29 protein-coding genes and 1 pseudogene are annotated in these 22,223 nt (G+C 33.6%); 7 read left to right on the top strand and 23 right to left on the bottom strand.

Going from position 1 to position 22,223, the window contains the following annotated elements; genetic code table 11:
• Nucleotide 1 precedes the first annotated feature (1 nt).
• The 10 genes from V7056_RS17875 to V7056_RS17830 all read right to left on the bottom strand — a co-directional run bounded on the left by V7056_RS17875 (nt 2) and on the right by V7056_RS17830 (nt 8,320).
• Nucleotides 2–925, bottom strand: coding sequence for a PLP-dependent cysteine synthase family protein (locus tag V7056_RS17875; protein ID WP_499703756.1), 924 nt, complete (start codon nt 923–925; stop codon nt 2–4).
• A gap of 186 nt (nt 926–1,111) precedes the next feature.
• Complete coding sequence (locus V7056_RS17870; protein WP_499703755.1) at nt 1,112–1,642, bottom strand: spore maturation protein; 531 nt, start codon at nt 1,640–1,642, stop codon at nt 1,112–1,114.
• A complete protein-coding gene (locus V7056_RS17865; RefSeq protein WP_499703754.1) occupies nt 1,643–2,236 on the bottom strand; it encodes a nucleoside recognition domain-containing protein in 594 nt (197 codons plus the stop codon).
• Nucleotides 2,229–3,374, bottom strand: coding sequence for a D-alanyl-D-alanine carboxypeptidase family protein (locus tag V7056_RS17860; RefSeq protein ID WP_499703753.1), 1,146 nt, complete (start codon nt 3,372–3,374; stop codon nt 2,229–2,231). The genes V7056_RS17865 and V7056_RS17860 overlap by 8 nt, the downstream gene beginning before the upstream one ends.
• 306 nt (nt 3,375–3,680) lie before the next feature.
• Entirely contained in the window at nt 3,681–4,604 is a 924-nt protein-coding gene (locus V7056_RS17855; protein ID WP_499703752.1) for a superoxide dismutase, read from the bottom strand.
• Between the two features lie 107 nt (nt 4,605–4,711).
• Nucleotides 4,712–5,692 (bottom strand): aromatic acid exporter family protein, encoded by a 981-nt coding sequence (locus tag V7056_RS17850; RefSeq protein ID WP_499703751.1) that lies wholly within the window; start codon nt 5,690–5,692, stop codon nt 4,712–4,714.
• 292 nt (nt 5,693–5,984) lie between these two features.
• The gene (locus V7056_RS17845; protein ID WP_499703750.1) at nt 5,985–6,479 is read right to left on the bottom strand and encodes a DUF3907 family protein; all 495 of its coding nucleotides are present in this window, start codon (nt 6,477–6,479) and stop codon (nt 5,985–5,987) included.
• 17 nt (nt 6,480–6,496) lie between these two features.
• On the bottom strand, nt 6,497–6,895 hold the full coding sequence (locus tag V7056_RS17840) for a hypothetical protein (protein WP_499703749.1): 399 nt from the start codon (nt 6,893–6,895) through the stop codon (nt 6,497–6,499).
• Between the two features lie 73 nt (nt 6,896–6,968).
• The gene (scpB, locus tag V7056_RS17835) at nt 6,969–7,550 is read right to left on the bottom strand and encodes an SMC-Scp complex subunit ScpB (protein WP_499703748.1); all 582 of its coding nucleotides are present in this window, start codon (nt 7,548–7,550) and stop codon (nt 6,969–6,971) included.
• The gene (locus V7056_RS17830; protein WP_087999349.1) at nt 7,550–8,320 is read right to left on the bottom strand and encodes a segregation/condensation protein A; all 771 of its coding nucleotides are present in this window, start codon (nt 8,318–8,320) and stop codon (nt 7,550–7,552) included. The genes scpB and V7056_RS17830 overlap by 1 nt, the downstream gene beginning before the upstream one ends.
• Nucleotides 8,321–8,724: 404 nt before the next feature.
• Here V7056_RS17830 and V7056_RS17825 point away from each other — a divergent pair, with 404 nt between their 5' ends.
• Both V7056_RS17825 and V7056_RS17820 read left to right on the top strand, forming a co-directional pair.
• A complete protein-coding gene (locus tag V7056_RS17825; RefSeq protein ID WP_499703766.1) occupies nt 8,725–8,781 on the top strand; it encodes a YjcZ family sporulation protein in 57 nt (18 codons plus the stop codon).
• Between the two features lie 108 nt (nt 8,782–8,889).
• Complete coding sequence (locus V7056_RS17820) at nt 8,890–9,393, top strand: DUF309 domain-containing protein (RefSeq protein ID WP_499703747.1); 504 nt, start codon at nt 8,890–8,892, stop codon at nt 9,391–9,393.
• 36 nt (nt 9,394–9,429) lie between these two features.
• Here V7056_RS17820 and V7056_RS17815 read toward each other — a convergent pair whose 3' ends face one another.
• The gene (locus V7056_RS17815; protein ID WP_087999346.1) at nt 9,430–9,789 is read right to left on the bottom strand and encodes a GNAT family N-acetyltransferase; all 360 of its coding nucleotides are present in this window, start codon (nt 9,787–9,789) and stop codon (nt 9,430–9,432) included.
• Between the two features lie 616 nt (nt 9,790–10,405).
• Between V7056_RS17815 and V7056_RS17810 the strand changes: the two genes are divergently transcribed.
• Nucleotides 10,406–11,032, top strand: coding sequence for a cupin domain-containing protein (locus V7056_RS17810; protein ID WP_499703746.1), 627 nt, complete (start codon nt 10,406–10,408; stop codon nt 11,030–11,032).
• A gap of 59 nt (nt 11,033–11,091) precedes the next feature.
• Here the strand turns inward: V7056_RS17810 and V7056_RS17805 are convergent, their stop codons facing one another.
• Entirely contained in the window at nt 11,092–11,529 is a 438-nt protein-coding gene (locus tag V7056_RS17805; protein ID WP_499703745.1) for a peptidylprolyl isomerase, read from the bottom strand.
• Nucleotides 11,530–11,718: 189 nt separating this feature from the next.
• On the opposite strand from V7056_RS17805, the gene V7056_RS17800 reads away from it, so the two are divergent.
• The gene (locus V7056_RS17800; RefSeq protein ID WP_499703744.1) at nt 11,719–12,585 is read left to right on the top strand and encodes a DUF1002 domain-containing protein; all 867 of its coding nucleotides are present in this window, start codon (nt 11,719–11,721) and stop codon (nt 12,583–12,585) included.
• A gap of 58 nt (nt 12,586–12,643) precedes the next feature.
• On the opposite strand, the gene V7056_RS17795 is transcribed toward V7056_RS17800, so the two are convergent.
• The 11 genes from V7056_RS17795 to V7056_RS17745 all read right to left on the bottom strand — a co-directional run bounded on the left by V7056_RS17795 (nt 12,644) and on the right by V7056_RS17745 (nt 20,554).
• Nucleotides 12,644–14,104, bottom strand: a complete 1,461-nt coding sequence (locus tag V7056_RS17795) for a spore germination protein (RefSeq protein ID WP_499703743.1) — start codon at nt 14,102–14,104, stop codon at nt 12,644–12,646.
• Nucleotides 14,088–14,663 (bottom strand): stage V sporulation protein SpoVABEA, encoded by a 576-nt coding sequence (spoVAEA, locus tag V7056_RS17790; protein WP_499703742.1) that lies wholly within the window; start codon nt 14,661–14,663, stop codon nt 14,088–14,090. The genes V7056_RS17795 and spoVAEA overlap by 17 nt, the downstream gene beginning before the upstream one ends.
• 3 nt (nt 14,664–14,666) lie before the next feature.
• Complete coding sequence (gene spoVAE / locus V7056_RS17785; RefSeq protein WP_499703741.1) at nt 14,667–15,017, bottom strand: stage V sporulation protein AE; 351 nt, start codon at nt 15,015–15,017, stop codon at nt 14,667–14,669.
• Nucleotides 15,018–15,028: 11 nt separating this feature from the next.
• Entirely contained in the window at nt 15,029–16,036 is a 1,008-nt protein-coding gene (gene spoVAD, locus V7056_RS17780; RefSeq protein ID WP_499703740.1) for a stage V sporulation protein AD, read from the bottom strand.
• A 12-nt stretch (nt 16,037–16,048) separates the two neighbouring features.
• Entirely contained in the window at nt 16,049–16,501 is a 453-nt protein-coding gene (gene spoVAC / locus V7056_RS17775) for a stage V sporulation protein AC (RefSeq protein WP_499703739.1), read from the bottom strand.
• Between the two features lie 12 nt (nt 16,502–16,513).
• Nucleotides 16,514–16,930 carry a stage V sporulation protein AB gene (locus V7056_RS17770; RefSeq protein ID WP_499703738.1) on the bottom strand — a complete coding sequence of 139 codons (417 nt, stop codon included), beginning with the start codon at nt 16,928–16,930 and terminating at the stop codon, nt 16,514–16,516.
• Nucleotides 16,920–17,546: a stage V sporulation protein AA gene (locus V7056_RS17765; protein ID WP_499703737.1), complete on the bottom strand. Its 627-nt coding sequence runs from the start codon at nt 17,544–17,546 to the stop codon at nt 16,920–16,922. Before V7056_RS17765 ends, V7056_RS17770 begins: the two co-directional genes overlap by 11 nt.
• A gap of 161 nt (nt 17,547–17,707) precedes the next feature.
• Nucleotides 17,708–18,463: an RNA polymerase sporulation sigma factor SigF gene (gene sigF / locus V7056_RS17760; protein WP_499703736.1), complete on the bottom strand. Its 756-nt coding sequence runs from the start codon at nt 18,461–18,463 to the stop codon at nt 17,708–17,710.
• Between the two features lie 12 nt (nt 18,464–18,475).
• Nucleotides 18,476–18,916, bottom strand: coding sequence for an anti-sigma F factor (gene spoIIAB, locus V7056_RS17755; protein WP_499703735.1), 441 nt, complete (start codon nt 18,914–18,916; stop codon nt 18,476–18,478).
• A complete protein-coding gene (gene spoIIAA / locus V7056_RS17750; protein ID WP_499703734.1) occupies nt 18,916–19,266 on the bottom strand; it encodes an anti-sigma F factor antagonist in 351 nt (116 codons plus the stop codon). Before spoIIAA ends, spoIIAB begins: the two co-directional genes overlap by 1 nt.
• Nucleotides 19,267–19,390: 124 nt before the next feature.
• A complete protein-coding gene (locus V7056_RS17745) occupies nt 19,391–20,554 on the bottom strand; it encodes a D-alanyl-D-alanine carboxypeptidase family protein (RefSeq protein ID WP_499703733.1) in 1,164 nt (387 codons plus the stop codon).
• 188 nt (nt 20,555–20,742) lie between these two features.
• On the opposite strand from V7056_RS17745, the gene V7056_RS17740 reads away from it, so the two are divergent.
• The 3 genes and pseudogenes from V7056_RS17740 to V7056_RS17730 form a co-directional block, all read left to right on the top strand.
• Complete coding sequence (locus V7056_RS17740) at nt 20,743–21,123, top strand: GntR family transcriptional regulator (RefSeq protein WP_499703732.1); 381 nt, start codon at nt 20,743–20,745, stop codon at nt 21,121–21,123.
• Between the two features lie 5 nt (nt 21,124–21,128).
• Nucleotides 21,129–22,007 carry an ABC transporter ATP-binding protein gene (locus V7056_RS17735; RefSeq protein ID WP_499703731.1) on the top strand — a complete coding sequence of 293 codons (879 nt, stop codon included), beginning with the start codon at nt 21,129–21,131 and terminating at the stop codon, nt 22,005–22,007.
• A pseudogene (locus tag V7056_RS17730) lies at nt 22,000–22,223 on the top strand (hypothetical protein); the annotation flags it as partial. The gene V7056_RS17735 and the pseudogene V7056_RS17730, both read left to right, overlap by 8 nt.

Below are 22,223 nucleotides of genomic sequence, written 5' to 3'. Positions count from 1 at the left end.
ATTAATATCCTCCACTATATATGTTTTTACTTAGGTATCTTTCACTGCTATCTGGAAAAATTGTTACAATCGTACTTCCTGGTTCAGCTTTTTGAGCTTCTTTTAAACTTGCATAAAGTGCTGCCCCAGAAGAGCTTCCTACTAGTAAACCTTCTTTTCTTGCAATTTCTTTTACTAATTGAAACGCATCTTGATCAAGTACTGTATAGATTTCATCAAATAAATTCGTATCTACAAAACCTGGAATGAATTCCATTCCAATACCTTCTGTATCGTGTGAACCGGGCTCGCCTCCATTTAATATAGAACCTTCTGGCTCAACGATGACAGTTTTTACATTCGTACAATTTTCTTTTAAATACTGGGCTGTTCCAGTAAATGTTCCACCACTACCAGCTCCAGCGACGAATACATCTATTTTGCCATCCAATTGTTCAACAAGTTCAGGCGCTAACGTTTTAAAATAAGTTCTAGGATTTGCTTCGTTACTAAATTGAGAAGGTACAAATGAATTTGGTATTTCTTTTGATAACTCATTTGCTTTTTTAATTGCACCAGTCATACCTTCTGACGTTGGAGTGTTTACAATTTTTGCACCAAGCGCTCTCATTAAAGTTTGTTTTTCCAAGCTGAACTTCTCTGGAACAACGAAAATAGCATTCACTTCATATTTTAGCGCCGCTAGTGCTAAACCAATACCAGTATTACCTGCTGTCGGTTCAATAACTGTGCCTTCTTTTTTTAGCTTTCCCTCTTTAAATGCACATTCTAGTAATTCCATCCCAAGTCTGTCTTTTACACTACCACCAGGATTGCAATATTCTAGTTTTGCAAATAATCTAGTGCCTTTTGGTAAAGGAAAAGATGTAATTTCAAGTAATGGTGTTGATCCAATCAGTTCGTGTACTGACTTTACAACTTTCATAATTTCAAGCTCCTTTATGCCACAAAAAAAAGGTTAGTTTCTTCCAATCCATTATATGCAACATGGGTAAAATTGAACGTTGTCTTAATACCAACTATTCTTATTGGTATTATAAGATATTTATTTTTATCACGCAATAAAAAAGTACTTTTATACCTTCCAATAAGGAATAAAAGTACTTTTACATTAAGTAAAGAATATCGTAACAAATACAATAGAAAAGATAATACTAAGTGCGTCTGCAAGTAAGCCAACCTTTAAAGCATCTCCCATTTTTCGAATCCCAACAGCACCAAAATATACCGTTAATACATATAAAGTTGTATCGGTACTACCTTGCATAGTTGACGCAAGTCGTCCGATAAAAGAATCTGGTCCATATGTTTTAATTAGATCAGCTGTAATACTCAAACCTGCCGAGCCAGATATTGGGCGAATAATCGCCAGAGGAAATACTTCTGCTGGTATACCAAGAGAGGCTAGTATAGGACGGAGAAGTTCAACACAAAATTCTAAGGCACCAGAAGCTCTAAATATTGAAATTGAAACTAACATACCAACTAAAAACGGAATTAACTGAACTGCAATCGTAACGCCTTCTTTTCCACCTTCTACAAATGATTCATATGTAGGAACCTTTTTCCATGTTCCATGTATTAAGATAACTGCAATGATAAAGGGAATGATATAAAGCGAGATTGTATTCATAACCCCCATTTATCTTCTCCCCTTTCGATTACGTCTTTTTGCAAAAAAGCTGTTAATCAATAATCCACCAATAAATGAAACGACTTGGGCCAGAATCGTAACACCGACAATTTCAGTCGGATTAGCTGAATGATAAGACATTCTAATTCCGATTACAGTAGTTGGGATTAAAGTAATGGCACATGTATTAAGCGTAAGAAACGTGATCATATCATCACTTACTTCTTGGCTATTTTTGTTTAATACCTTTAATTGCTCCATTGCTTTAATACCAAGTGGAGTTGCAGCGTTACCTAGACCAAATAAATTGGCTACCATATTTGACATAATATACCCAAGGGCAGGGTGGTCTTTTGGAATTCTTGGAAACAGGAATGTAAGAAATGGCTGAAAAAGCTTGGACAAAATTTTTAATAAGCCTGATTCTTCAGCGATTCTCATTAATCCTAACCAAAATACAAGCACACTGACTAAACCAATACAAATAGTGATTGCTTGTTTCCCTCCATCAAACACCGCTTTGTTAACTTCCTCAATTGTCCCATTTACCATCGCAAATACAAACCCAATTATCGTAAGAGCAACCCAAATGATATTAACCATTTGAGTGCTCTCCCATTAAGTTTAGCAACACATCTTTACTTTGTTCAAAAACCTCTTTTGTAAAAACCTTGACTTTACTTTTACTATAAAAAATATTCCTAGTTCCTAATTGTTCACCCTCTAATTCAATGAGCGCTTTTCCGACAATTTCATCATTCTCAAATCGTTTATCTGTTGGCTTTTCCAATTCAATCGTCACAGTAACATGTTCCTTCTCTTTTTCATCTAAGGGATAAAAGAAATCATTTTTCAAATAAACATGCCCTTTATAAATCTTGTCCTTAACTTCTCTAATTCCACCCTTACTCATTACTTTTGTTAAAGGATAATGATCAAAACCATATTCAAATAGTGCCATATGGTCTTGCCAATCTTGACCATCATTTAAAGTGACAACGATTAAATCCATTCCATTTTTCGATGCAGTTGATACGAGTGTTCTTTTAGCTTTTTTAGTGAAACCCGTTTTTCCACCTGTACTATACTTGTACATAAATGTCAGTAATTTATTTTTATTTTTCCAAACATAATCCCAAGACTCTGCTGTATTTTTTGCTCTATGTAGTTTTGTTCCGGCTATTTTTGCATACTTTGGATTTTCCATTGCGTATTTTGTAAGTAGTGCCATATCATAAGCTGAAGAATAATGTTCCTTCCCATTTTCATCTAAACCCGATGGATTACTAAAAAAAGAATTACTCATCCCAATTTCTTTCGCTTTTTCGTTCATCATATAAACAAAACCTTCAATACTGCCACCAACTGTTTCAGCAATCGCATTAGCAGCATCATTACCAGACCTAAGCATTAAACCATACACTAAATCTTCCAGCTTAATTTTTTGACCTGGTTTTAAATAAATTGAAGAACCCTCAGTTTGAACTGCTCTCGAACTAATCGTAACTGTATTTTGAAGTTTTCCTGACTCTACAGCTAAGATCGCCGTCATGATTTTTGTAATACTCGCAATTCGTTCCGGGTCATGCATTGCTTTTCCATATAAAATTCTTCCTGTTTTTTGATCCATTAGTACCGCATTTCTAGCACTAACTCCTCCAAATGCTTTTACGTTATTAGTTGGAATTATTATTCCAATCAGAAATAAGCTAATGATTCCTACTATTAGCCATTTTTTCATTTTCGCATCACTCCACAGTTAGTCCTAATTAGTACAAGTTTACGAATTGAAAGATAAAAAAATGACTTTTTTTTAAGAAAAAATGCCGAATACTTTTCCTTGGGAGGGAAAAGTATTCGGCATCAAATAAAAAACTGATTCCTTTAGAATTTTTTGGAGCGAAAGATGCACGACTTTTTTGGGATTTGCTTGACATGTGAGACCCTGTAGGCTCGAATGCACCGAGGATGCTCAGCGCCAGCCTCATGGAAAGCGAGCATCCTGTAGTGCAATGCAACACACTTCGCTTTTCATTTGACTCTTTTATTAATAAAATGGCTTCCATTTTAATTGGCTTGCATATTCATATCGATAATTCACATCATCCCAGTTAACAATGTTCCAAAAATTATCAACATATGAATCTTTGTCAAACTTATATTGAAGATAATATGCGTGTTCCCAAACGTCTATCACAAGTAGTGGAATCGTATCCCATTGTGTAAAGAATTGGTGTTTTTCAGTTTGCAATATTTCGAGTCGATTCGCTCTTGGTACCCATACTAAAATAGCCCAACCTACACCTTCAACTTTTTTGGCTGCATGTGTAAAGTGTTCTTTAAATTCCTCATAGCTTCCAAAATCATCTTCTATTTGTTTTAACAGTTCTGCTTGAGGTTTCCCTCCACCTGCCTTACTTAAATTGTTCCAAAAAATAGTGTGTAAATAGTGCCCCGAACCATGAAAAGCTAATTCTCGTTCCCAATGCTTTAATAAATCGTATTGATTATTCTTTCTCGCTTTTTCAAGTTCAATTTCTGCCTTATTTAAACCATCTACGTAGCTTTTATGATGTTTATCATGATGAAGAATCATAATTTCCTTTGAAATATATGGTTCTAATGCATTATACGGATAAGGTAGTGGAGGTAATTCGTGTTTACCAATTTCAATTTTTTCTTCCACTTCCATGACTCGGTATGCATAACTATCATCATATTCTTCTTCATTTAATAAAGATATTAATCTTTCTTGGATATCGTCTACATCCATTGAAATTTCATCTAAAAATGAATTTTGATCCACATAGTAACTCGTTGTACCCATTCGGTTTAGTAATAATTTTACTTTATATTCTAATAGTTCCTTTTCCTGTAGTTGATCAAATCTTTCTGCAAGTAATTGCAAGACGTTTCCACACCAATCCTCAACTTCTTGAAAGTAAGTAATCAGTTCAGATTGATTTACCATATTCCACCTCCACAGAGAAAATGCATTCTCTTCTACTTTCAATTGTATGATGGTTATGATAACGGTATTACCGGTAAGAAATATGGACTAATATTAGAATGACTATTTTATTCTGTCTCAAGTACCGTACGATGTTCTGCATAAAATTCAAGTTTTAAAGTAATGACTTTTTCAAGTTCATAAACAACCTTCATTAAATTTGCTCGGGTTTCAAACTCATCTCTAGTTTTGGGTAATGGCATTCTTTTGAATTCTTGCATCATATGGTTAAATTCACCTAACAATTCAATACCAGTTGATTTTTCCTTCAAATAAACACCAGTATCCTCAAAAAATTCTGCAATGATCTTAGCATGCTCAAAGTTTATATCAATTTGTTTTAAGATTGGAATGATGTGATTTGTGATGATTTCAAATTGTCTTTCTCGCATTTCAAAATACGTTAAGTAATATACATTTGTTTTAATAAAACTATTTTCAACTTGTCTAAATGCTAATGATTTAGCATTTTGTAATAGAATATTTGTTTCATTTATGTATTCTTCTAAATCCTCATCTTTACCTTTCATTTTTAATGAAATCCCTATCAGGAGCATTTTAAAATTTTGTTCGATTTTCTTTTGAGTCTCGACCATTTTCTTTTCAATACTTGGCATATATGTATTCATAATCAAAGCGATCCCAATTCCGACTGCAAGGATTAATACTTGATTATATAAAAAGCCAATAGACTTATCTGTACTAACGTAAATTTGTAGTACAATGACTGAACTCGGGATGATTCCTTCCTGTAGCTTCAACGCTACTAGTAATGGGATTGTTAATAAGAAATAAATAACAACTGTTAGAGGATGGTAGCTTAAGTATTCAAACAACATCCAACCAAAAAACATTGCAATAACAGAAGCAATAAATCTTTGAATCGCTACAAAAAATGATTTCCGCTTTGTATTTTGGATACTTAATAAAGTGACGACAGCCGCTGTACTATAGTTTTGCAAATGTAATGCTTCTGCGATGATTAGTGAAATTCCGCTTCCAATTGCGGTTTTGATCGTTCTTTGTCCTATTGAAAACATTGATTTCATTTTTCTTCCTCTTCTCATTCAAAACAATTTCTAAAGTATTGTAACGTAACTGATAAGAAAAAGACTAGATACATTTTCTAGTCTTTCAGACTGCTTGCCAAACGCTCGCTTTCTGCGGTGCTCATTACCATATAAGGTAACTCCGCTCCTCACCAGGCTTCATGCCTCGAAAGACAAGCATTTTCAATCAGTCTGAATCTCTTGGTTTTTATACTTTTTCTGCAAAGTAAAAGACTAGAAACATTTTCTAGTCTTATCCTTTATATATATTTTACAATTTATTACTGAATCATTACTGTTTATATTGTTGCATCTTTTTAGTCGAATAATCAGTTTCATAATACTCAAGTTCTTCTCTCATTTGCTGAAAAACTTTTTCTAATTTTGTAAACAACGACTGAATCGAAGGGGGTACTTCTTTATAAAAAGTAATCGCCTGATTTCCAGTGTATGCAGCACGACTATTTTCATACCATGCATCATTCTTTGGAGAAAAAAACTCCGCAATACATCTGTGATAAATTTTATGTAATGTTTCTTCTGCAGTTGCCTTATGAAACCCGCCACTTAAAATCTTCTCACAAACTTCTCTTGCATCCTCACTATAAACTGAAATTCTACGCAAAGAAGTAAGAATACTTTCCATATACGATTGATTTATTGTTGAACTTTCCTGTTGAAATGACGGTAAAGAATGTTTATTTAAAAACATATTACACTCTAATCCCACAATACCTAATTGATGACCAACTATTTTTAATTGATGCTCTACCATCTTATTCGACATTGTAATCCCTCCATAAATTAGATCGTTACTTCAACTCTTTTACTTGTACTTTGTTTAATTCCCCTTGCATATCCAACTAAATGATCAAAATCCACACCTTTTAACTCGTTAACAAACTCATTGATTTCATTTATATAAATTCGTTTACGACCACGATAAGCTGGATTATTAATAATAAAAGCAAGAGCAACTAAATCGCGGAAATAAATTGACTCTTCTCCATTATCATAAAGTACAGTTGTTTTCACTTCACTCAATTCTGGAAGCTGTTCTTCAAAAAATCTTACATATAACACTGAAGTTACAAGTTTTTGACCATTATATTCATATTCAACTTCTGAACGATTAAAAAAGTCTTCTGAAGTGTTTGACTGAGCTTTTACTAATTCATATCCCTGACAATTATAAATATACAATTCTTTCACCCTCCAAAGATTTCCATAATATTAGTGTAACATAGTATGGTTAGATAATCGCAGAATTTTTTAACTAATCTTCTTTTTCAAACTTACTAAAAAACAAGTCAGCTTCTTCCTCAATTTCCTCCATTTTTAAATCCTCTGGAAGTGGTGGTAGTTCTTTAATATTTTTCAAACCAAAATAGTCTAAGAACTCAGATGTTGTTCCATATAAAATTGCTCGCCCAGTACCTTCAGCACGACCTACTTCTTTAATCAAATATTTTGAGACAAGCGTTTGAATTGGTTTTTCTGTTTTCACGCCACGTATATCTTCAATTTCCGTACGAGTTATTGGCTGTTGATACGCAACGATTGCTAATGTTTCAAGAGCTGCTTGAGATAAAGATGAATTTGATGGACTTTCAATTAGCTTTTTAAAGAATTCTCCATGTTCTCTTTTTGATGTTAATTTATATCGATTCGCTAAAATTCTTACTTGTAATCCTCTAGATGATTGATCATATTCTTTCTTTAAACTCTCGATTAATTCTAACACTTCTGTTTGAGTACATTCTAACGTATCTGATAATTCTAGAATTGAAATCCCTTCATCTCCAGCAACGAATAATAGGCCCTCAAGAACACCTATTAATTTTTGTTCATTTTCCATTACGAGTACACCTCATCTTGCTTTTTTTCGAATATTTCTCGTGAAGTTAGAAAAATTTCCGAAAAATTTTGTTCTTGCTCTACAATAATTTCTTTAGTTTTCATTAACTCTAAAATAGCTAAAAATGTAACAACTATACTTTCCTTATCATTATATGGGAATAAACTAATAAAATTAGTCCGTTTCTTAAGTTGTTTTAAATAGTCAACAATTTCACCCATTCTTCTTTCAATGGAAATTTCTTCTCGGACTATTTTTGTTTGCAATGGTTCTTGAAGCTTTTTTCGTTTAAACAGTTTTTGTAGTGCGCCTAACATATCATAAATCGTTACATCGGTTGGCATTGTAATATCCTCAGGACCTGGCCCATACTCAGATAAGTCAGTAGGATTACGGGTAAAAATCATTGCCCGCTCAGATTCTTTTTCCTGAAATACATTTGCCGCTTCCTTAAATTGTTTATAAACTAACAATCGATTCATTAATTCTTCTCTAGGATCTTCTTCAAAAACAGCATCCCAGTCAGCCTGTTCTTCATGATTCGGTAGGATGCTCTTACTCTTCATTGCTAACAACTCAGCTGCCATTACTAAATATTCACTAGCAATATCTAACTCTAATTCTTTCATTGTATGAATATATAAAACGTATTGATCGGTAATTTCAGATACAGGTATATCGTATATATCAATTTCAAATCGTTGAATTAAATGAAGTAATAAATCCAACGGTCCTTCAAATGCATCAATTTTAACTTCATATTGCTTCACAAACTTTTCACCAACTTACTAATATGATTGCTCCGTTTAACATGATTGTTGATTTCTACTAAAAGTGAGCTTGCTTTTCGTAGACGTACGGTTAGCCCATCGTGACATTCGCCTATACAATCTGACATATCCCGTTTCTCTAACAAAAGACTTGAACCTCTCATATTGACAACTTATTATTTTATCATTTATTTATTTTCGATTTATTTACTTTTCAATAATAAACAGTAACAAAGCCTTTATGATAAAAATTATATACTTTATCAGTATAAAGGATAATTGAACAAAACTGTATAGAGAAAAGGATTTTTTAGATTTGAATAAACTTTGTTTAAAAAATCTTTAGTTATCCGCCTATACCATTTTTATATAAATTCATAATATATGAATGCAAGAAGAATTATTTGCAGTTAGTATTATTTATCTTATTAATCATCGTTGGATGTGCTTTTATCTGTTAGTCTAACTTGTGAATAAACAAAATGTGAAAGCCTAGACATCGTTCTAGGCTTTCTTCTTTTTTATTACTTAGCTTTCTGTTACATTAATTAACAAAGAGGTGAAGAATTTTGGTACATTACAATCAAAACGAACGCTACATAAAATATTTATGTCATTTCCATTTTGACCATGATTTCTTTGAATGCCATGAAATACTTGAAGAACAGTGGAAACTAGAGCTCAATAATGAATATAAAAAAGTTTGGCTCGGTCTCATCCGACTAGCTGTTGTGCTATACCATTATCGTCGAGGAAATTATACTGGTGCAAAAAAATTAATGCGCCATGTTCATGCATATGCAAATGACCCTGCACTTACTAAAATGGCTGGACTTGAACATGAAACATTTAAAGAAATCGTAAATAATTTACAAGCTAACATAAACGACCATAAACAATACAAACACTTTCATTTGCCAATTAAGGATCAAAAATTATATCAACAATTCATAAAACAAAAAAATAACTATTCATCATTCACTGAAGATTTGATCCATAAACATAGTACAAGGGACAGATCAGACGTAATCTCTGAGCGAAATAAACAACTTGAAATAAGAAAAAATCAATAACAAAAAAGTGTTCGACAACGAAGTCGAACACTTTTTCTATAAAACTTTCAAACTAATTTTACAATGATCAATAAATGAAGCTATTTCTTCAGTCGTAATGATTGTATAATCCACATACTGATTTCGGATAGCATCATATAAAGAGGTTGCAATACCTTGATTTCGGAATGAAGGGTTTACACTTAGATGTTTAATCATAAGAACTTTATCTGGTAAAAGTTGAATTCCAATAATTCCAACAATATCGTCTAATTTCCAAAGGAATAAATGATTATCTTCATTTGTTTCATAGTCTTTTATTGTATTAACTAAGCTTTTCACATTCTTTTCATTCGGCATAAACGATAGCAGGCCCATTGCAATTTTTTCATATGTTTTCTTATACCTAATTAACATGTTTACCCCTCTTAAAAATTAATAAAACTCTTAATCTTCTAATAAAACATTCAAATATATGCTTTATTACCTTACTATATTACGAAAAATCTAAAAATACGTTCCAACTATATCAATATTTCAAATATATAATTTACACATTTTTCTGTCAAGAAGAAAAGTGGAAGCGCCTACGCTCAGCCCCGACAAGCATAAGGCGAGGAACGGTAAAGGTTGCTCTTTAACCTTTATTGGGCCTTGGCTTATGACCTCGAGGGGCTAGGCGCTGGAACTAGACAGACCGAAAAGTGGAAGCAACTCGTTCTGACCCGACAAGCATAAGACAAAGAACACTGAAAGTTGCTTTTTAACTTTCATGGGCTTTGGCTTATGACTAAGGGGGTCAAGTTGCTGGAACTAGATAGTCCGAAAAGTGGAAGCGCCTACGCTCAGCCCCGACAAGCATAAGACGAGGAACGGTAAAGGTTGCTCTTTAACCTTTATTGGGCCTTGGCTTATGACCTCGAGGGGCTAGGCGCTAGAACTAGAAAGTTTTCCTTTTGTACGCTGGAACCATTTGCCCAATTCTTGAATACATTATACTTTAATTAAATGATTTGTTAAAGGAATGGTGAAAATGAGATCGGATTTGGATTATACTTCACCCTCAACCCAATTTAGTTTTGATTTGAATACAAATACATCTTTTAAAAAAGACAATCAAAATTACATCAATAGCTTGAGTATAAATCAATTAAATACATTAGATCAGCTTTCGTTATTGGATATTTATTTAAGTACAAATAATGTAGTTGAGCCACACTATCATCAGAATTCATCTGAGTTAGTTTACTGTATTTCAGGTTCAGCTGTTGTTTCAATTTTCAACCCATATACAAGACAGCTTCATCATTACCCGATAACACCAGGACAGGTTGCAAATGTTCCACAAGGATGGTGGCATTATGAAATTGCCACAACTGATCAAACACATTTACTAGCTATTTTCAATGCACCTACACCTGATGTTATTTTATTCTCAGATTTATTAAAGTTCACTCCAGCAAACCTTGTAGCTCATACTTACTGTCTTAATGAAAATCAATGGAACCAAACACTTTCACCACTTCAGCCGTCTACCTTTATTGGTCCACCAATTACATGTCATCAAGAAAATGGTAGCCAAATGTCTCCAACTCAAAATCATCCAACCTATTCCCAAGTCGCATATCAACCATATTATCAACAGCCTCGTTATTGGTAATGTAAGGATAAAAATAAAAAAACTCTTTTCTGTTAAACAGAAAAGAGTTTTTTATTAGATTATTGCTCGTCCCAAACTTTTACTTCTTTCATTACGTCGCCATTACGCATTCTTAAAACTGTATCCATTCCTTCAGTTACTTGACCAAATACAGTATGAACACCATCTAAATGTGGTTGTGGCTCATGAACGATGAAGAATTGACTTCCGCCAGTATCACGACCAGCATGCGCCATTGATAAAGAACCTGCTTTATGTTTATGTGGATTTCCTGCAGTTTCACATTTAATTGTGTAACCAGGACCACCTGTACCATTTCCATTAGGATCTCCACCTTGAGATACAAATCCTGGGATAACGCGGTGGAATGTTAATCCATCGTAAAATCCTTTTTTTGCTAAGCTCTCAAAATTTTCAACTGTTGCTGGTGCATGTTCAGCAAACAAGTCGATTAAAATTTGCTCACCGTTCTCAAAAGTAATACTTGCCTTTTTCATAAAAAATTCCTCCTTATGTATTACAAACATCTAAGACTTTATGTCCTATTATTACCATTACTTAAATAAACTAGTAACGCTTTTATAATCATACAAAAAACAAAAAGTAATGACAAGTTTTCGAAAACTACTATAATAGTGTTATAATACTTTTAATTTGTATTAACTTATAAAGGGAGTGTTTCTTTGTTGAAACAAAAAATTTTAGCATTCACCTTATCAATGGGATTAGTTGCTATGCCATTATCGGTACTAGCAGATTCTGTTCCTGGTGAAACAATCGTTACTCTTGGTCAAAATTTAACTGAAACTCAGAAAAAAGCATTATTATCAGAAATGGGTGCACCTGCTGATGCTAGAACTGTTACAGTTTCAAATCAAGAGGAACATAAATATTTAGATGGAACAGTGCCTAAAGCTCAAATCGGAACGCGTGCACTGTCATCAGCGATGATTACAATTGGTGAAAAAAATACAGGGATTATTGTTCAAACTAACAACATCTCATGGGTTAGTAATGCAATGTACACAAATGCATTAATTACTGCTGGTTTAAAGGATGCAAATATCGTGATTACAGCACCGTTTGAAGTTTCTGGTACTGCCGCTTTAACTGGTATTATGAAAGCATATGAGCTTAGCTCTGGCGAAGCAATTCCAGAAGAAGTTAAAAAAGTAGCAAATGAAGAAATGGTGAAAACTGCTAAACTAGCAGACACAGTAGGAAATGAGAAAGCTGTCCAACTTGTTGCACAAGTTAAAGAAGAAATTGCTAAAAATCCGAACATGACAACTGATGAATTAAAAGACTTAGTTAATCGTTTAGCTGGTGAATTAGGAATTAATTTAACATCAGATCAAATGGCTAGCTTAATGGCTTTATTTGAAAAAATGAAGGATTTAAATATCAATTGGGATCAAGTAGGCAACCAATTAACGAAAGCAAAAGAACAAATTTCTGACTTCTTAAATTCAGAACAAGGACAATCTTTTATTCAAAAGTTAAAAGACTTCTTTTCTGCTTTATTCGATGCAATTCTTTCATTTTTTAAATAAGGTGAAATAGTACAATAAAAAACCTCGATAATCTTAAATGAGTATCGAGGTTTTTATTTTATAATGTTGCATCTCCGATTGTTTTTCCACCCTTTTTCTTCTCACTTTCACTTGCCTTCGTCCGAATAACTAAGTGAAGGAATGCTCGACCATCAAATGGGATAAATGGCCATAAATAAGGTGTATTTAACGTAGTTAAGCTAGCTAAAAATAAAATAAATAATGTAGATCCAATCATAAAGCCTTTAATCCCTAGTATCGCTGTTAAAATCAAAATAACAAATTTGGCTAGTTTATTGGCTAGTGCTAATTCATAGCTTGGTGTAGCATATGAACCAATCATGGAGACTGCGGTATAAAGTACTACTTCTGGTTGGAATAGCCCAACATCGATTGCAACTTGACCGATTAATACAGCTGCAATAATACCCATTGATGTCGAAACAGCATTTGGTGTATGTATACTGGCCATCCTTAAAAACTCAATTCCCATGTCTGCAATAATTAATTGTAAGTAAATTGGAATATTACTTGTTTCTTTAGGGCCTATATAGCTTAAACTTTCTGGTAAGATCTCCGGTACATTACAAAGCAATAGCCAGAACGGTAATAAAAACACACTCATAAAAATTCCAATATAGCGAATCCATCTTAGGAATGTACCAACAGTTGGAGTTTGACGAAATTCTTCAGCATGCTGCATATGGTGGTAATATGTAGCCGGCGTTATGATGACACTAGGCGATGTATCTACTATGATGATGACATGACCTTCTATTATGTGATTTGCAACTACGTCTGGTCTTTCTGAATACCTTACTAATGGAAAAGGATTATAACCTTGTTTTAAGATAAATTCCTCAAGCTTCTTATCAGCCATAGACATACCATCTACATTAATTTTTTTAATACGGTGGATAATCTCTTTGACTAATTTTTCATTTGCTAGACCCTTTATATATGTAACACATACATCTGTTTTTGAACTATCGCCTACTTGCATGATCTCATTTCGCAAGTTTTCGTCACGAATTCGTCTCCGAATTAAGCCTGTATTATTTATAATGTTTTCTGTAAATCCATCCCTTGAACCGCGTACTACTCTTTCTGTATCAGGTTCAGTTGGTCCTCGACCTGGATAACTCCTTACATCTACTGCTAATGCTTTCGCTTCTCCATCTACTAATACAACAATTAGTCCTGATAAAATATTTTTTATCACTTCTTCAATTGTTAATATAGCTGTTACTGATTGATGTACAATTGTTTCTTCTACTTCCTTAAACACTGGTTTATTTTTATCTTCTACTTTTAAGCCAATTAAATCATCTAAAATCATCTGGATAAAACCAGTATCTGTTAAGCCATTTACATAATACAATTGCACTTCAACTTTATTAACATAGATGATCCGTTGACCTAAGTCGAAGCTTTTTCCAAATCCTATTCGATCCTTAAGAATATTTGCGTTCGTGACTAACTTAGGTGATAAATCAGTTGTCTTAGTTTCTGTTGTCAAGGATTTCACTCCTTTCTAAGATGTATTCAATTGCTTTCTTTGTAATCGGAGAACCTTTTTCTATATCATCACGGCCACCCATTTTACCGATGTCGCCAATACCAATTATTAAAGGAATATTTAACTGATCTAAATTATAAACAGTGTCCCCATTAATTCTTCCTAGTTCAATATCCGGTACACCGAATTTATCTACACCGTATTCTGTCAGATTCCCTTCATTATCAATACTGACATCGACCCTTGTCCATTCTTGGTGATGCGTATTTGATGCGACTGCTAAGGCAGCAATTACTTCTATATGTTTGTCATTTGCAATATACTTTAATGCTTTTTCTCCTGGTCCTTCTCCCATAAAACCACTATCATCAAATAAGACAAATATTGGTTCTTTTTGGGCTTGCATGATAATTTCTACCATTCTTTTGCCTGAGAACTTTGTCGGATTACCTTGCGACTGGGAAATTGTACACCCACCAAATTGTTTTGCTAAATGTTCGATACTCCTATGAGCATAAACATCTCCATCAGTTATTATGATGACTTTTTTAGTCTTCATAAGTTAACCTTTTGGTTTAAATAGTAAGGCAATAATGAATGAAAATAAGATTGCAGCTGAAATCCCTGAAGATGTGAGTGAAAAGATTCCCATTCCAATTCCGACAAAGCCGTGTTGATTTGCTTCTGCCATCGCTCCATGTAATAAAGAATGCCCGAAACTTGTAATCGGAACCGTTGCACCTGCTCCTGCAAATTCAATTAGTTTGTCATAAATTCCAAATCCATCTAATATTGATCCGGCTACAACAAATATACACATGACATGACCTGGAGTTAATTTCGTAAACTCAAAAAGTAATTGTCCTATTACACAAATGAGTCCACCAACAATAAATGCATAAACAAATTCCATCTTTACACCTCCTAACAGCTTTCGAAGACAACAGCATGTGAAATGGTTGGGATCGACTCTTTCTGTTGTATCATTGTAGGACTTAATAATGCGCCGGTTGCAGCAACTAATATCTTCTTATAAGTTCCTTTTTTCAATTCTTGGAATAAGTGACTATATGTAACAACTGCTGAACATGCGCATCCACTACCACCAGCGAAAACCTCTTGGTTCTCTCTATCATAGATGAGGAGTCCACAGTCATTATATTTACCTGTCATATCGTAACCCTCTTCTTTTACTAGTTGCTCACAAATTGGTGCACCAACTGCTGATAAATCTCCAGTTACAATTAAATCGTAATTATCTGGTGTTGTATTTGTATCTTTAAAATGCTGCACAATTGTATATGCAGCAGCAGGTGCCATTGCAGAACCCATATCGAAAGGATTTTTTAATCCTAAATCTTGTACAGTACCAATTGTTGCACACTTTACTTTAATCCGACTTTTTTTACTTGATAACAAAATACTTCCAGCTCCGGTTACTGTAAATGTTGCTGAGTCAGGTTTTTGTCCTCCATACTCAGTTGGGTAGCGGTATTGTCTCTCAGCTGTAGCATTATGACTGCTAGTCCCTGCTAAAGCTAGTTTTGCATAACCACTATCAATTAATTGAGCACCAAGTGCGGCTGTTTCCATTGACGTCGAACATGCGCCAAACATACATAAAAATGGTAATTGTAATTCCCTTGCGATAAAATTTGCAGTGACATTTTGATTTAATAAGTCACCAGCTAAAAATACATCTATATCTTCTACATTTTTATCTGCTTTTTTTAAAGTAGTAGAAATAGCATTTCTCAATAAAGCACGCTCAGCTAATTCCCAATTATCCTCATTACAATGTAAATCTTCATATGCATAATCATAGGTTCCTTTTAATAGCCCTAAATTTTCTCTAGGACCAACTGCAGTACCTGATGACTGAACATATACGCCATTTGTAAATTCCCATGTTTGTTTCCCAAGAAGTCCCACAAATTTCACCTCCTAAAAAAGTACTTTGAATGCGTATCGAATCATACCAACAACATAGGCCGATACAACTCCGTATACAATGACACATCCTGCTAATTTAAACATATTTGTAGCGACACCTAACACAAGTCCTTCGCTTCGATGTTCCATCGCTGCACTCGTCATAGAATTAGCAAATCCTGTAACTGGTACCGCTGAACCCGCACCGGCAAATTGTCCAATTTTATCATATAGACCTAATCCAGTTAATAAACTTGAAATTAAAACGAGCGTTGCAACAGTAGGATCACCTGCATTTTTATCAGTAAATCCAAAATAATTTATATATATTTCTGATATGGCTTCACCTAAAAAACAAATGAATCCTCCGACAAGAAATGCTCGAATACAATTACGTAAAACATGTTTTTTAGGTTGGTATTGTTTAATACCTTCTTGATAATTTGATTTTAATTTTCCACTCATTACCTTCATCCTTTACTCAATAAAATAGATCCAATGAAATAATGATCCAAATACTTTTCCTAGAGCAATTGCCATCAATAGGTAGACAATTTTTCTTTGAATGCCTATACGCTTTGCTAATATTGGAAATACATTTAGAACTTCTGTTAAAGCTGCAGCAAGCATGCCGATGAACATACCTGCTAAAAGTCCAATCGGAACAGAAACATATCTTGGCATGAAAAATACCGTATCCCTTAGACTAATCCAGCAACCAAATAGTGCACCAACTACTACTGCAAATTCATACGCTCGTATTTTTTTGGTTGTTTTCGTTAATTGGGTTAATCTTGGAATAATCCCAATAACGGATAAAAAAGCAACAAAACCAGTTCCAACTGCTATGCCACCCGAAAGACCAATAAATGCTACAAATAGATCATGGATCATCTTCATTCACACTTTTCGTTGGTTTTTTATTTTCATTTACTAATACATACTCATCCATTGACCTTTGATATTGAAACATTTCCACTTCTAAAGGACTTGGTTCCTCATTTAAACGGGTTTTAAACCACTGATTAAAAAATAAAACCATGCCGATACCTAACCCTAATGAATAAGGCACTTGTAATAGTAATGGCTTATGATGGTATTCTCCTGTTATTAAATAGTAAATTCTTTGTTGTACTTGTTGCATACTAACATCCTCATGAAAATAAATGATTGCAAGTGATGAGCCTGCAAATAGTAATATCCAAACAAATAAAAATAAAAAGATGTTCTCTTTTTTCACTGCATTCTCTAGTTCTAAAATACACATTGTCACGCCAATTAATTCAAAAGAAACATCTGGATCGACTGTTTGAATGAGTGGCAAGAGTTCTAAAATATCAATTACGGTATGCGTACCATCCTCCTTTTTTGCTTCGTGTACGATAATATTTTTAATGTCATCTAACTGAATGTTTATACCTTGTAGTCTTGCTATATCACCTAGTCGTACACTCTTACCCACTTGAACTACTACTCGGTTTAGTAATTTAATGTATAGTACCTTTTTCATACTTTCCCCTCGGTTTCAAAGCAATAAGTATTCGATTACAACTAGTATGTGAAATCTATCCAAAAATAGTCATAACAACTAAAACTACTGTAAATTTGTGTGCATAAAAAGAGGAAGAAAAGTAGCAGCTCGCTACATTCCTTCCTCTTCTAACGTTTCAATTATTTAATTTTGTCTTTCATTTGTTGGAGAATTTTTTTCTCGAGTCTCGAAACTTGTACTTGCGATATTCCTAACCGTTCAGCAACTTCAGATTGAGTTTGGTCTTTATAGTATCTTAAGTACACAATTAATCTTTCTCGATCATCGAGTTGTTTAATTGCTTCCTTTAATGCAAATTTCTCAAACCAATTTGTTTCATGGTTATCAGCAATTTGATCTAACAATGTGATAGGATCGCCATCATTTTCATACACCGTTTCGTGGATCGATGAAGGTGCTCGACTTGCTTCCTGGGCAAGAACAACATCCTCTGGTGTTATTTCCATATATGTAGCAATCTCATTAATTGTTGGCATTCTACCAAGTGACTTACTCAATTCTTCTTTTGCTTTACGAATTTTATTATTTGTTTCTTTTAATGACCTACTTACTTTAACTGTTCCATCATCTCGAATAAATCGTTGGATTTCACCGATAATCATCGGAACAGCATAGGTCGAAAATCGTACATCATATGATAAATCAAATTTGTCAACTGATTTTAATAATCCGATACAACCAATTTGAAATAAATCATCTGGTTCATAACCACGGTTAATAAAGCGCTGAACAACTGACCAAACAAGTCTCATGTTGTGCCCGACGATGCTGTCTCTAGCCAATTGATCTCCAGCCTGACTACGCTTAATTAACTCTTTTAATTCGCTATCCTTTAACTGCGTACGGGGTTGATCTTGCTTGACTTCTACGTCCATAGGCGATTCTCCTTAATTACATAGAGCATTGCTATTTGATAAGTACTTTTTCACAGTAATTGTCGTACCAACGTTTTCAGTAGAAATAACTTCACAGTGGTCCATAAAGTTTTCCATAATTGTAAAGCCCATACCTGATCTTTCTAAATCTGGTTTAGATGTAAATAATGGTTCCATTGCTTCATCTAGGTTAGCAATACCAATACCTTCATCTCTAATTGTTAACGTAACAGACTGATCTTCTAGGACAACTGAAATATAAACAATACCTTCAGGGTTGTTTTCATATCCATGGATGATCGAATTTGTTACTGCTTCAGAAACGACTGTTTTAATCTCTGTCAACTCATCTAATGTTGGATCGAGCTGGGTAATAAATGCTGCAACAGTTACCCTAGCAAATGATTCATTTTGACTCAATGCCGAAAATTGAAGGTTCATTTCATTACGCATTACGCCACCCCCAAAACAGTCAGTCCATTAGACTCGTCTTCTGCTAAATGTACAATTTTAAACAAACCAGACATATCAAATAATCGTTTAATAGCTGGTGAAATTGAACATACGACCATTTCTCCACCTTTGTTTCGAATGACCTTATATCTTCCTAAAATAACACCTAATCCAGAACTATCCATAAAAGATAAGTGTTCAAGATTTAATAAAATATGTTGTATTGGCTGTGTTTCTAATACTTCATTCACCTGTAAACGTAAATCTTCGGCAGTGTGATGATCAAGTTCACCTGCAAGTCTTACACAAAGGATCGCATTTTTTACTTCTAGCTCGATATTAAGACTCACTATCAATAACCTCCTTATTATGACGGTTAAATGAAAGTTTCGTTATCTTCTAGTGAAATTCCTTCATGCTGACAAAACTAGTGTAAATACGTCAAAAGTCTACGTTATCAAGAGATGCATAAGATTAATTAAAACCATCGATTGTTCGTTTAAATAAGTCATACCATTTAGCTTTCGGAATGTTGTTCCTTGCAACTAAATCTGTTGTTGATAGAACTCGATCACCTTGCTTCAATACTAATTTCCCTACAACCTGACCTTTTTTAATAGGCGCTTGTAAATCTTTTTTCAACTTAATGTTTTTTGTCACTTTATTTAAAGCTTCACCTTTTTTCAGCACGACTGATACTGGTGATTTTGTTACTACATTTACATTTTTAGTTTTCCCTTTACTGATTGACAATTGATCAACATTGTCGCCTTGTTTAATCAGTTGTTTTACTTGATATTGATTAAATGCGTAATCAAGTAGTTTAGACATTTGTGCATTTCTTTCCTTCGAAGTAGGTGCACCCATGATCACACTAACAACTCTCATGTTATTTTTCTTTGCAGTCGCTGTTAAGCAATATCTTGCTTCTGCTGTAAATCCAGTTTTTAAACCATCAGCTCCAGGATAAAAGCGAACTAATTTATTTGTATTGACTAACCAAAATTGTTTTTCTGTATTTTGACGTAAATAATCCTCATACGTACCTGTATACTTTGTAATAAGCGGATGCTTCAACAGCTCTCTACCCATAATTGCCATATCATACGCAGATGAATAATGATCTGCAGCTGGTAATCCTGTTGGATTTTTAAAATGTGTATCTTTTAAACCAAGAGACTTTGCTTTATTATTCATTAAATTTACAAATGCCTCTTCAGTACCCGCAATTTTTTCTGCCATAGCAACAGAAGCGTCATTTCCTGAAGCAATCGCAATCCCTTTTAACATTTCATTAACTGTCATCTCTTCGCCAGGCTCTAAAAAGATTTGTGAACCGCCCATTGATGCAGCATATTCACTTGTCATTACTTTATCATCTAGCTTTAATTTTCCTTTATCGATTTCTTCCATAATAATTAGCATTGTCATGATCTTCGTCATACTTGCTGGTGGAAGCTTCTTTCTTGCATCTTTTTCATATAAAACTTCACCTGTATCTTGCTCAATAATAACGGAAGATAATGCATTTTTAGCTAATTCAACGTCTACGGCTCTTGTCTCTCTTGCTTTTACTGTAGGCAGTGATAATGTGAAGATCATTGCACTACTAATAAGTGTAAAAACTACCTTTTTCATTTATAACCCTCCATTCTATTCATACATATTTTTTCCAAATATAAGTAGTTTAATCAAAGGGAGAAGAAAATATTAGAATGTATGGAACTATTTACTTCATTCATTGCATATGATATAAATAAAGTGTATTAATCATACTCATACACTCGGTACAATTAATACACCCTATTTTGTAAGGTGGTGATTATTTGATGATTGTCTTAGACGCTAGAAGTCATTTGCCAATTTGGGAACAAATAGTACTTCAAGTGAAAGAACAAATTCTAAAAAACGTTTTATCAACTGGTGATAAGCTTCCATCTGTCAGAGAATTAGCAACAACATTACTAATTAATCCGAATACAGTTAGTAGAGCATATCAAGAGTTAGAGCGAAGTGGAATAATTGAAACAATCAGAGGTAAAGGAACGTTTGTAATTGGGTTAACAAAGGAATCCGTTTCAGAACAAACCCTTTTAAAATATCAAAATAAATTTTCAAACCTTTTAATTGAAAGTCTTATGGAAGGTATTGATGAAGAATTGATTATAAATTGGGTAAAAGAAGTTTATTCAAAAAAAGGGAGTTGACTAATGTGTTAAAAATTCATCAACTAAGTAAAAAACTTGATGAAACTGAGATATTAAAAAATATATCATTTGATTTAGAGCAAGGAACAATTACAGGATTAATTGGGCGAAATGGCGCAGGAAAAACGACTTTACTTCGTACCATTGTAGGAATTCTGTCGCCTGATGAAGGTGCTATATTAATCGACAACAAAGATATTACGATTGAACCGAAAACGAGGAAGCAAATTGCCTATATGAGTGATACGACAAACTTCATTAAACAATTTACTGTGAAGGAACTCATTACAATCTATGAAAATGCTTATCCAAATTTTGAGAAAGAAAAGTTTCTAGATGCACTTAATAAATATAAATTACCGCATGGGTCTTTACGTAAATATTCAAAAGGTATGAAGACTCTATTATATCTACTGTTAACATTTTCAACGGGCGCAAACTACGTGATTTTAGATGAACCAACGAATGGTCTAGATCCAGTTGTAAAACGTACTGTTTTACAATTAATTATTGAATATGCAAGTACAAATTCCGTTGGCGTATTAATTTCGTCACATCATCTTGTTGAGCTAGAAAAAATTATTGATCAATATTTGTTTTTAAAAGAAGGTACGATTGATAATATTGCGACAATGGAAGAAAGTACAAATAAACATTTTAAATTACAAGTAGCGTTTGAAAATGGATTACCTAAAGAAATAGAAGAACTTGAGCATGTATCTGTCTTTTCTAAAACTGGTAAGGTTGCCATTTTAATCGTAAGTGGACAGAAAGCAGAATTTTTGCAGACATTAGAAAAAAGGAATCCACTTTTACTTGAGGAACTGCCTTTAACATTAGAGGATTTATTTTTCTTAAAAGACGGAGGAGAATTATATGTTTAGTAAAGCATTGTGGTTAAAGCATTCTAAACAATCAAGACTTGCACTTATATTATTATATCTGGTATATGTAGTGATTTTGCCGTTTAGTTATTATAACAATATTTTTGAAATGAATAGAGCATTAAATGCGTCCGCTTCTTATACTGATTACCCATCGATTTATATTGCTGAATTTAGTACGTTAGCATTTATATCTCCAATTCTTGTTTTAATTTT

Origin of the sequence: Bacillus sp. JJ664, assembly GCF_036962205.1 — a bacterium.
Lineage (GTDB): Bacteria > Bacillota > Bacilli > Bacillales > Bacillaceae_G > Gottfriedia.
Note: the sequence above shows the minus strand (reverse complement) of the source record. Positions and strands in the feature narration are given on the sequence as shown.

Bases quoted from the DNA above. Each gene is read 5' to 3' on its own strand.
- V7056_RS17875 (WP_499703756.1), bottom strand. From the start codon at position 925: ATGAAAGTTGTAAAGTCAGTACACGAACTGATTGGATCAACACCATTA.
- V7056_RS17870 (WP_499703755.1), bottom strand. From the start codon at position 1,642: ATGGGGGTTATGAATACAATCTCGCTTTATATCATTCCCTTTATCATT.
- V7056_RS17865 (WP_499703754.1), bottom strand. From the start codon at position 2,236: ATGGTTAATATCATTTGGGTTGCTCTTACGATAATTGGGTTTGTATTT.
- V7056_RS17860 (WP_499703753.1), bottom strand. From the start codon at position 3,374: ATGAAAAAATGGCTAATAGTAGGAATCATTAGCTTATTTCTGATTGGA.
- V7056_RS17855 (WP_499703752.1), bottom strand. From the start codon at position 4,604: ATGGTAAATCAATCTGAACTGATTACTTACTTTCAAGAAGTTGAGGAT.
- V7056_RS17850 (WP_499703751.1), bottom strand. From the start codon at position 5,692: ATGAAATCAATGTTTTCAATAGGACAAAGAACGATCAAAACCGCAATT.
- V7056_RS17845 (WP_499703750.1), bottom strand. From the start codon at position 6,479: ATGTCGAATAAGATGGTAGAGCATCAATTAAAAATAGTTGGTCATCAA.
- scpB (WP_499703748.1), bottom strand. From the start codon at position 7,550: ATGGAAAATGAACAAAAATTAATAGGTGTTCTTGAGGGCCTATTATTC.
- V7056_RS17815 (WP_087999346.1), bottom strand. From the start codon at position 9,789: ATGTTAATTAGGTATAAGAAAACATATGAAAAAATTGCAATGGGCCTG.
- V7056_RS17810 (WP_499703746.1), top strand. From the start codon at position 10,406: ATGAGATCGGATTTGGATTATACTTCACCCTCAACCCAATTTAGTTTT.
- V7056_RS17805 (WP_499703745.1), bottom strand. From the start codon at position 11,529: ATGAAAAAGGCAAGTATTACTTTTGAGAACGGTGAGCAAATTTTAATC.
- spoVAEA (WP_499703742.1), bottom strand. From the start codon at position 14,663: ATGAAGACTAAAAAAGTCATCATAATAACTGATGGAGATGTTTATGCT.
- spoVAE (WP_499703741.1), bottom strand. From the start codon at position 15,017: ATGGAATTTGTTTATGCATTTATTGTTGGTGGACTCATTTGTGTAATA.
- spoVAC (WP_499703739.1), bottom strand. From the start codon at position 16,501: ATGAGTGGAAAATTAAAATCAAATTATCAAGAAGGTATTAAACAATAC.
- V7056_RS17770 (WP_499703738.1), bottom strand. From the start codon at position 16,930: ATGATCCATGATCTATTTGTAGCATTTATTGGTCTTTCGGGTGGCATA.
- V7056_RS17765 (WP_499703737.1), bottom strand. From the start codon at position 17,546: ATGAAAAAGGTACTATACATTAAATTACTAAACCGAGTAGTAGTTCAA.
- sigF (WP_499703736.1), bottom strand. From the start codon at position 18,463: ATGGACGTAGAAGTCAAGCAAGATCAACCCCGTACGCAGTTAAAGGAT.
- spoIIAB (WP_499703735.1), bottom strand. From the start codon at position 18,916: ATGCGTAATGAAATGAACCTTCAATTTTCGGCATTGAGTCAAAATGAA.
- V7056_RS17745 (WP_499703733.1), bottom strand. From the start codon at position 20,554: ATGAAAAAGGTAGTTTTTACACTTATTAGTAGTGCAATGATCTTCACA.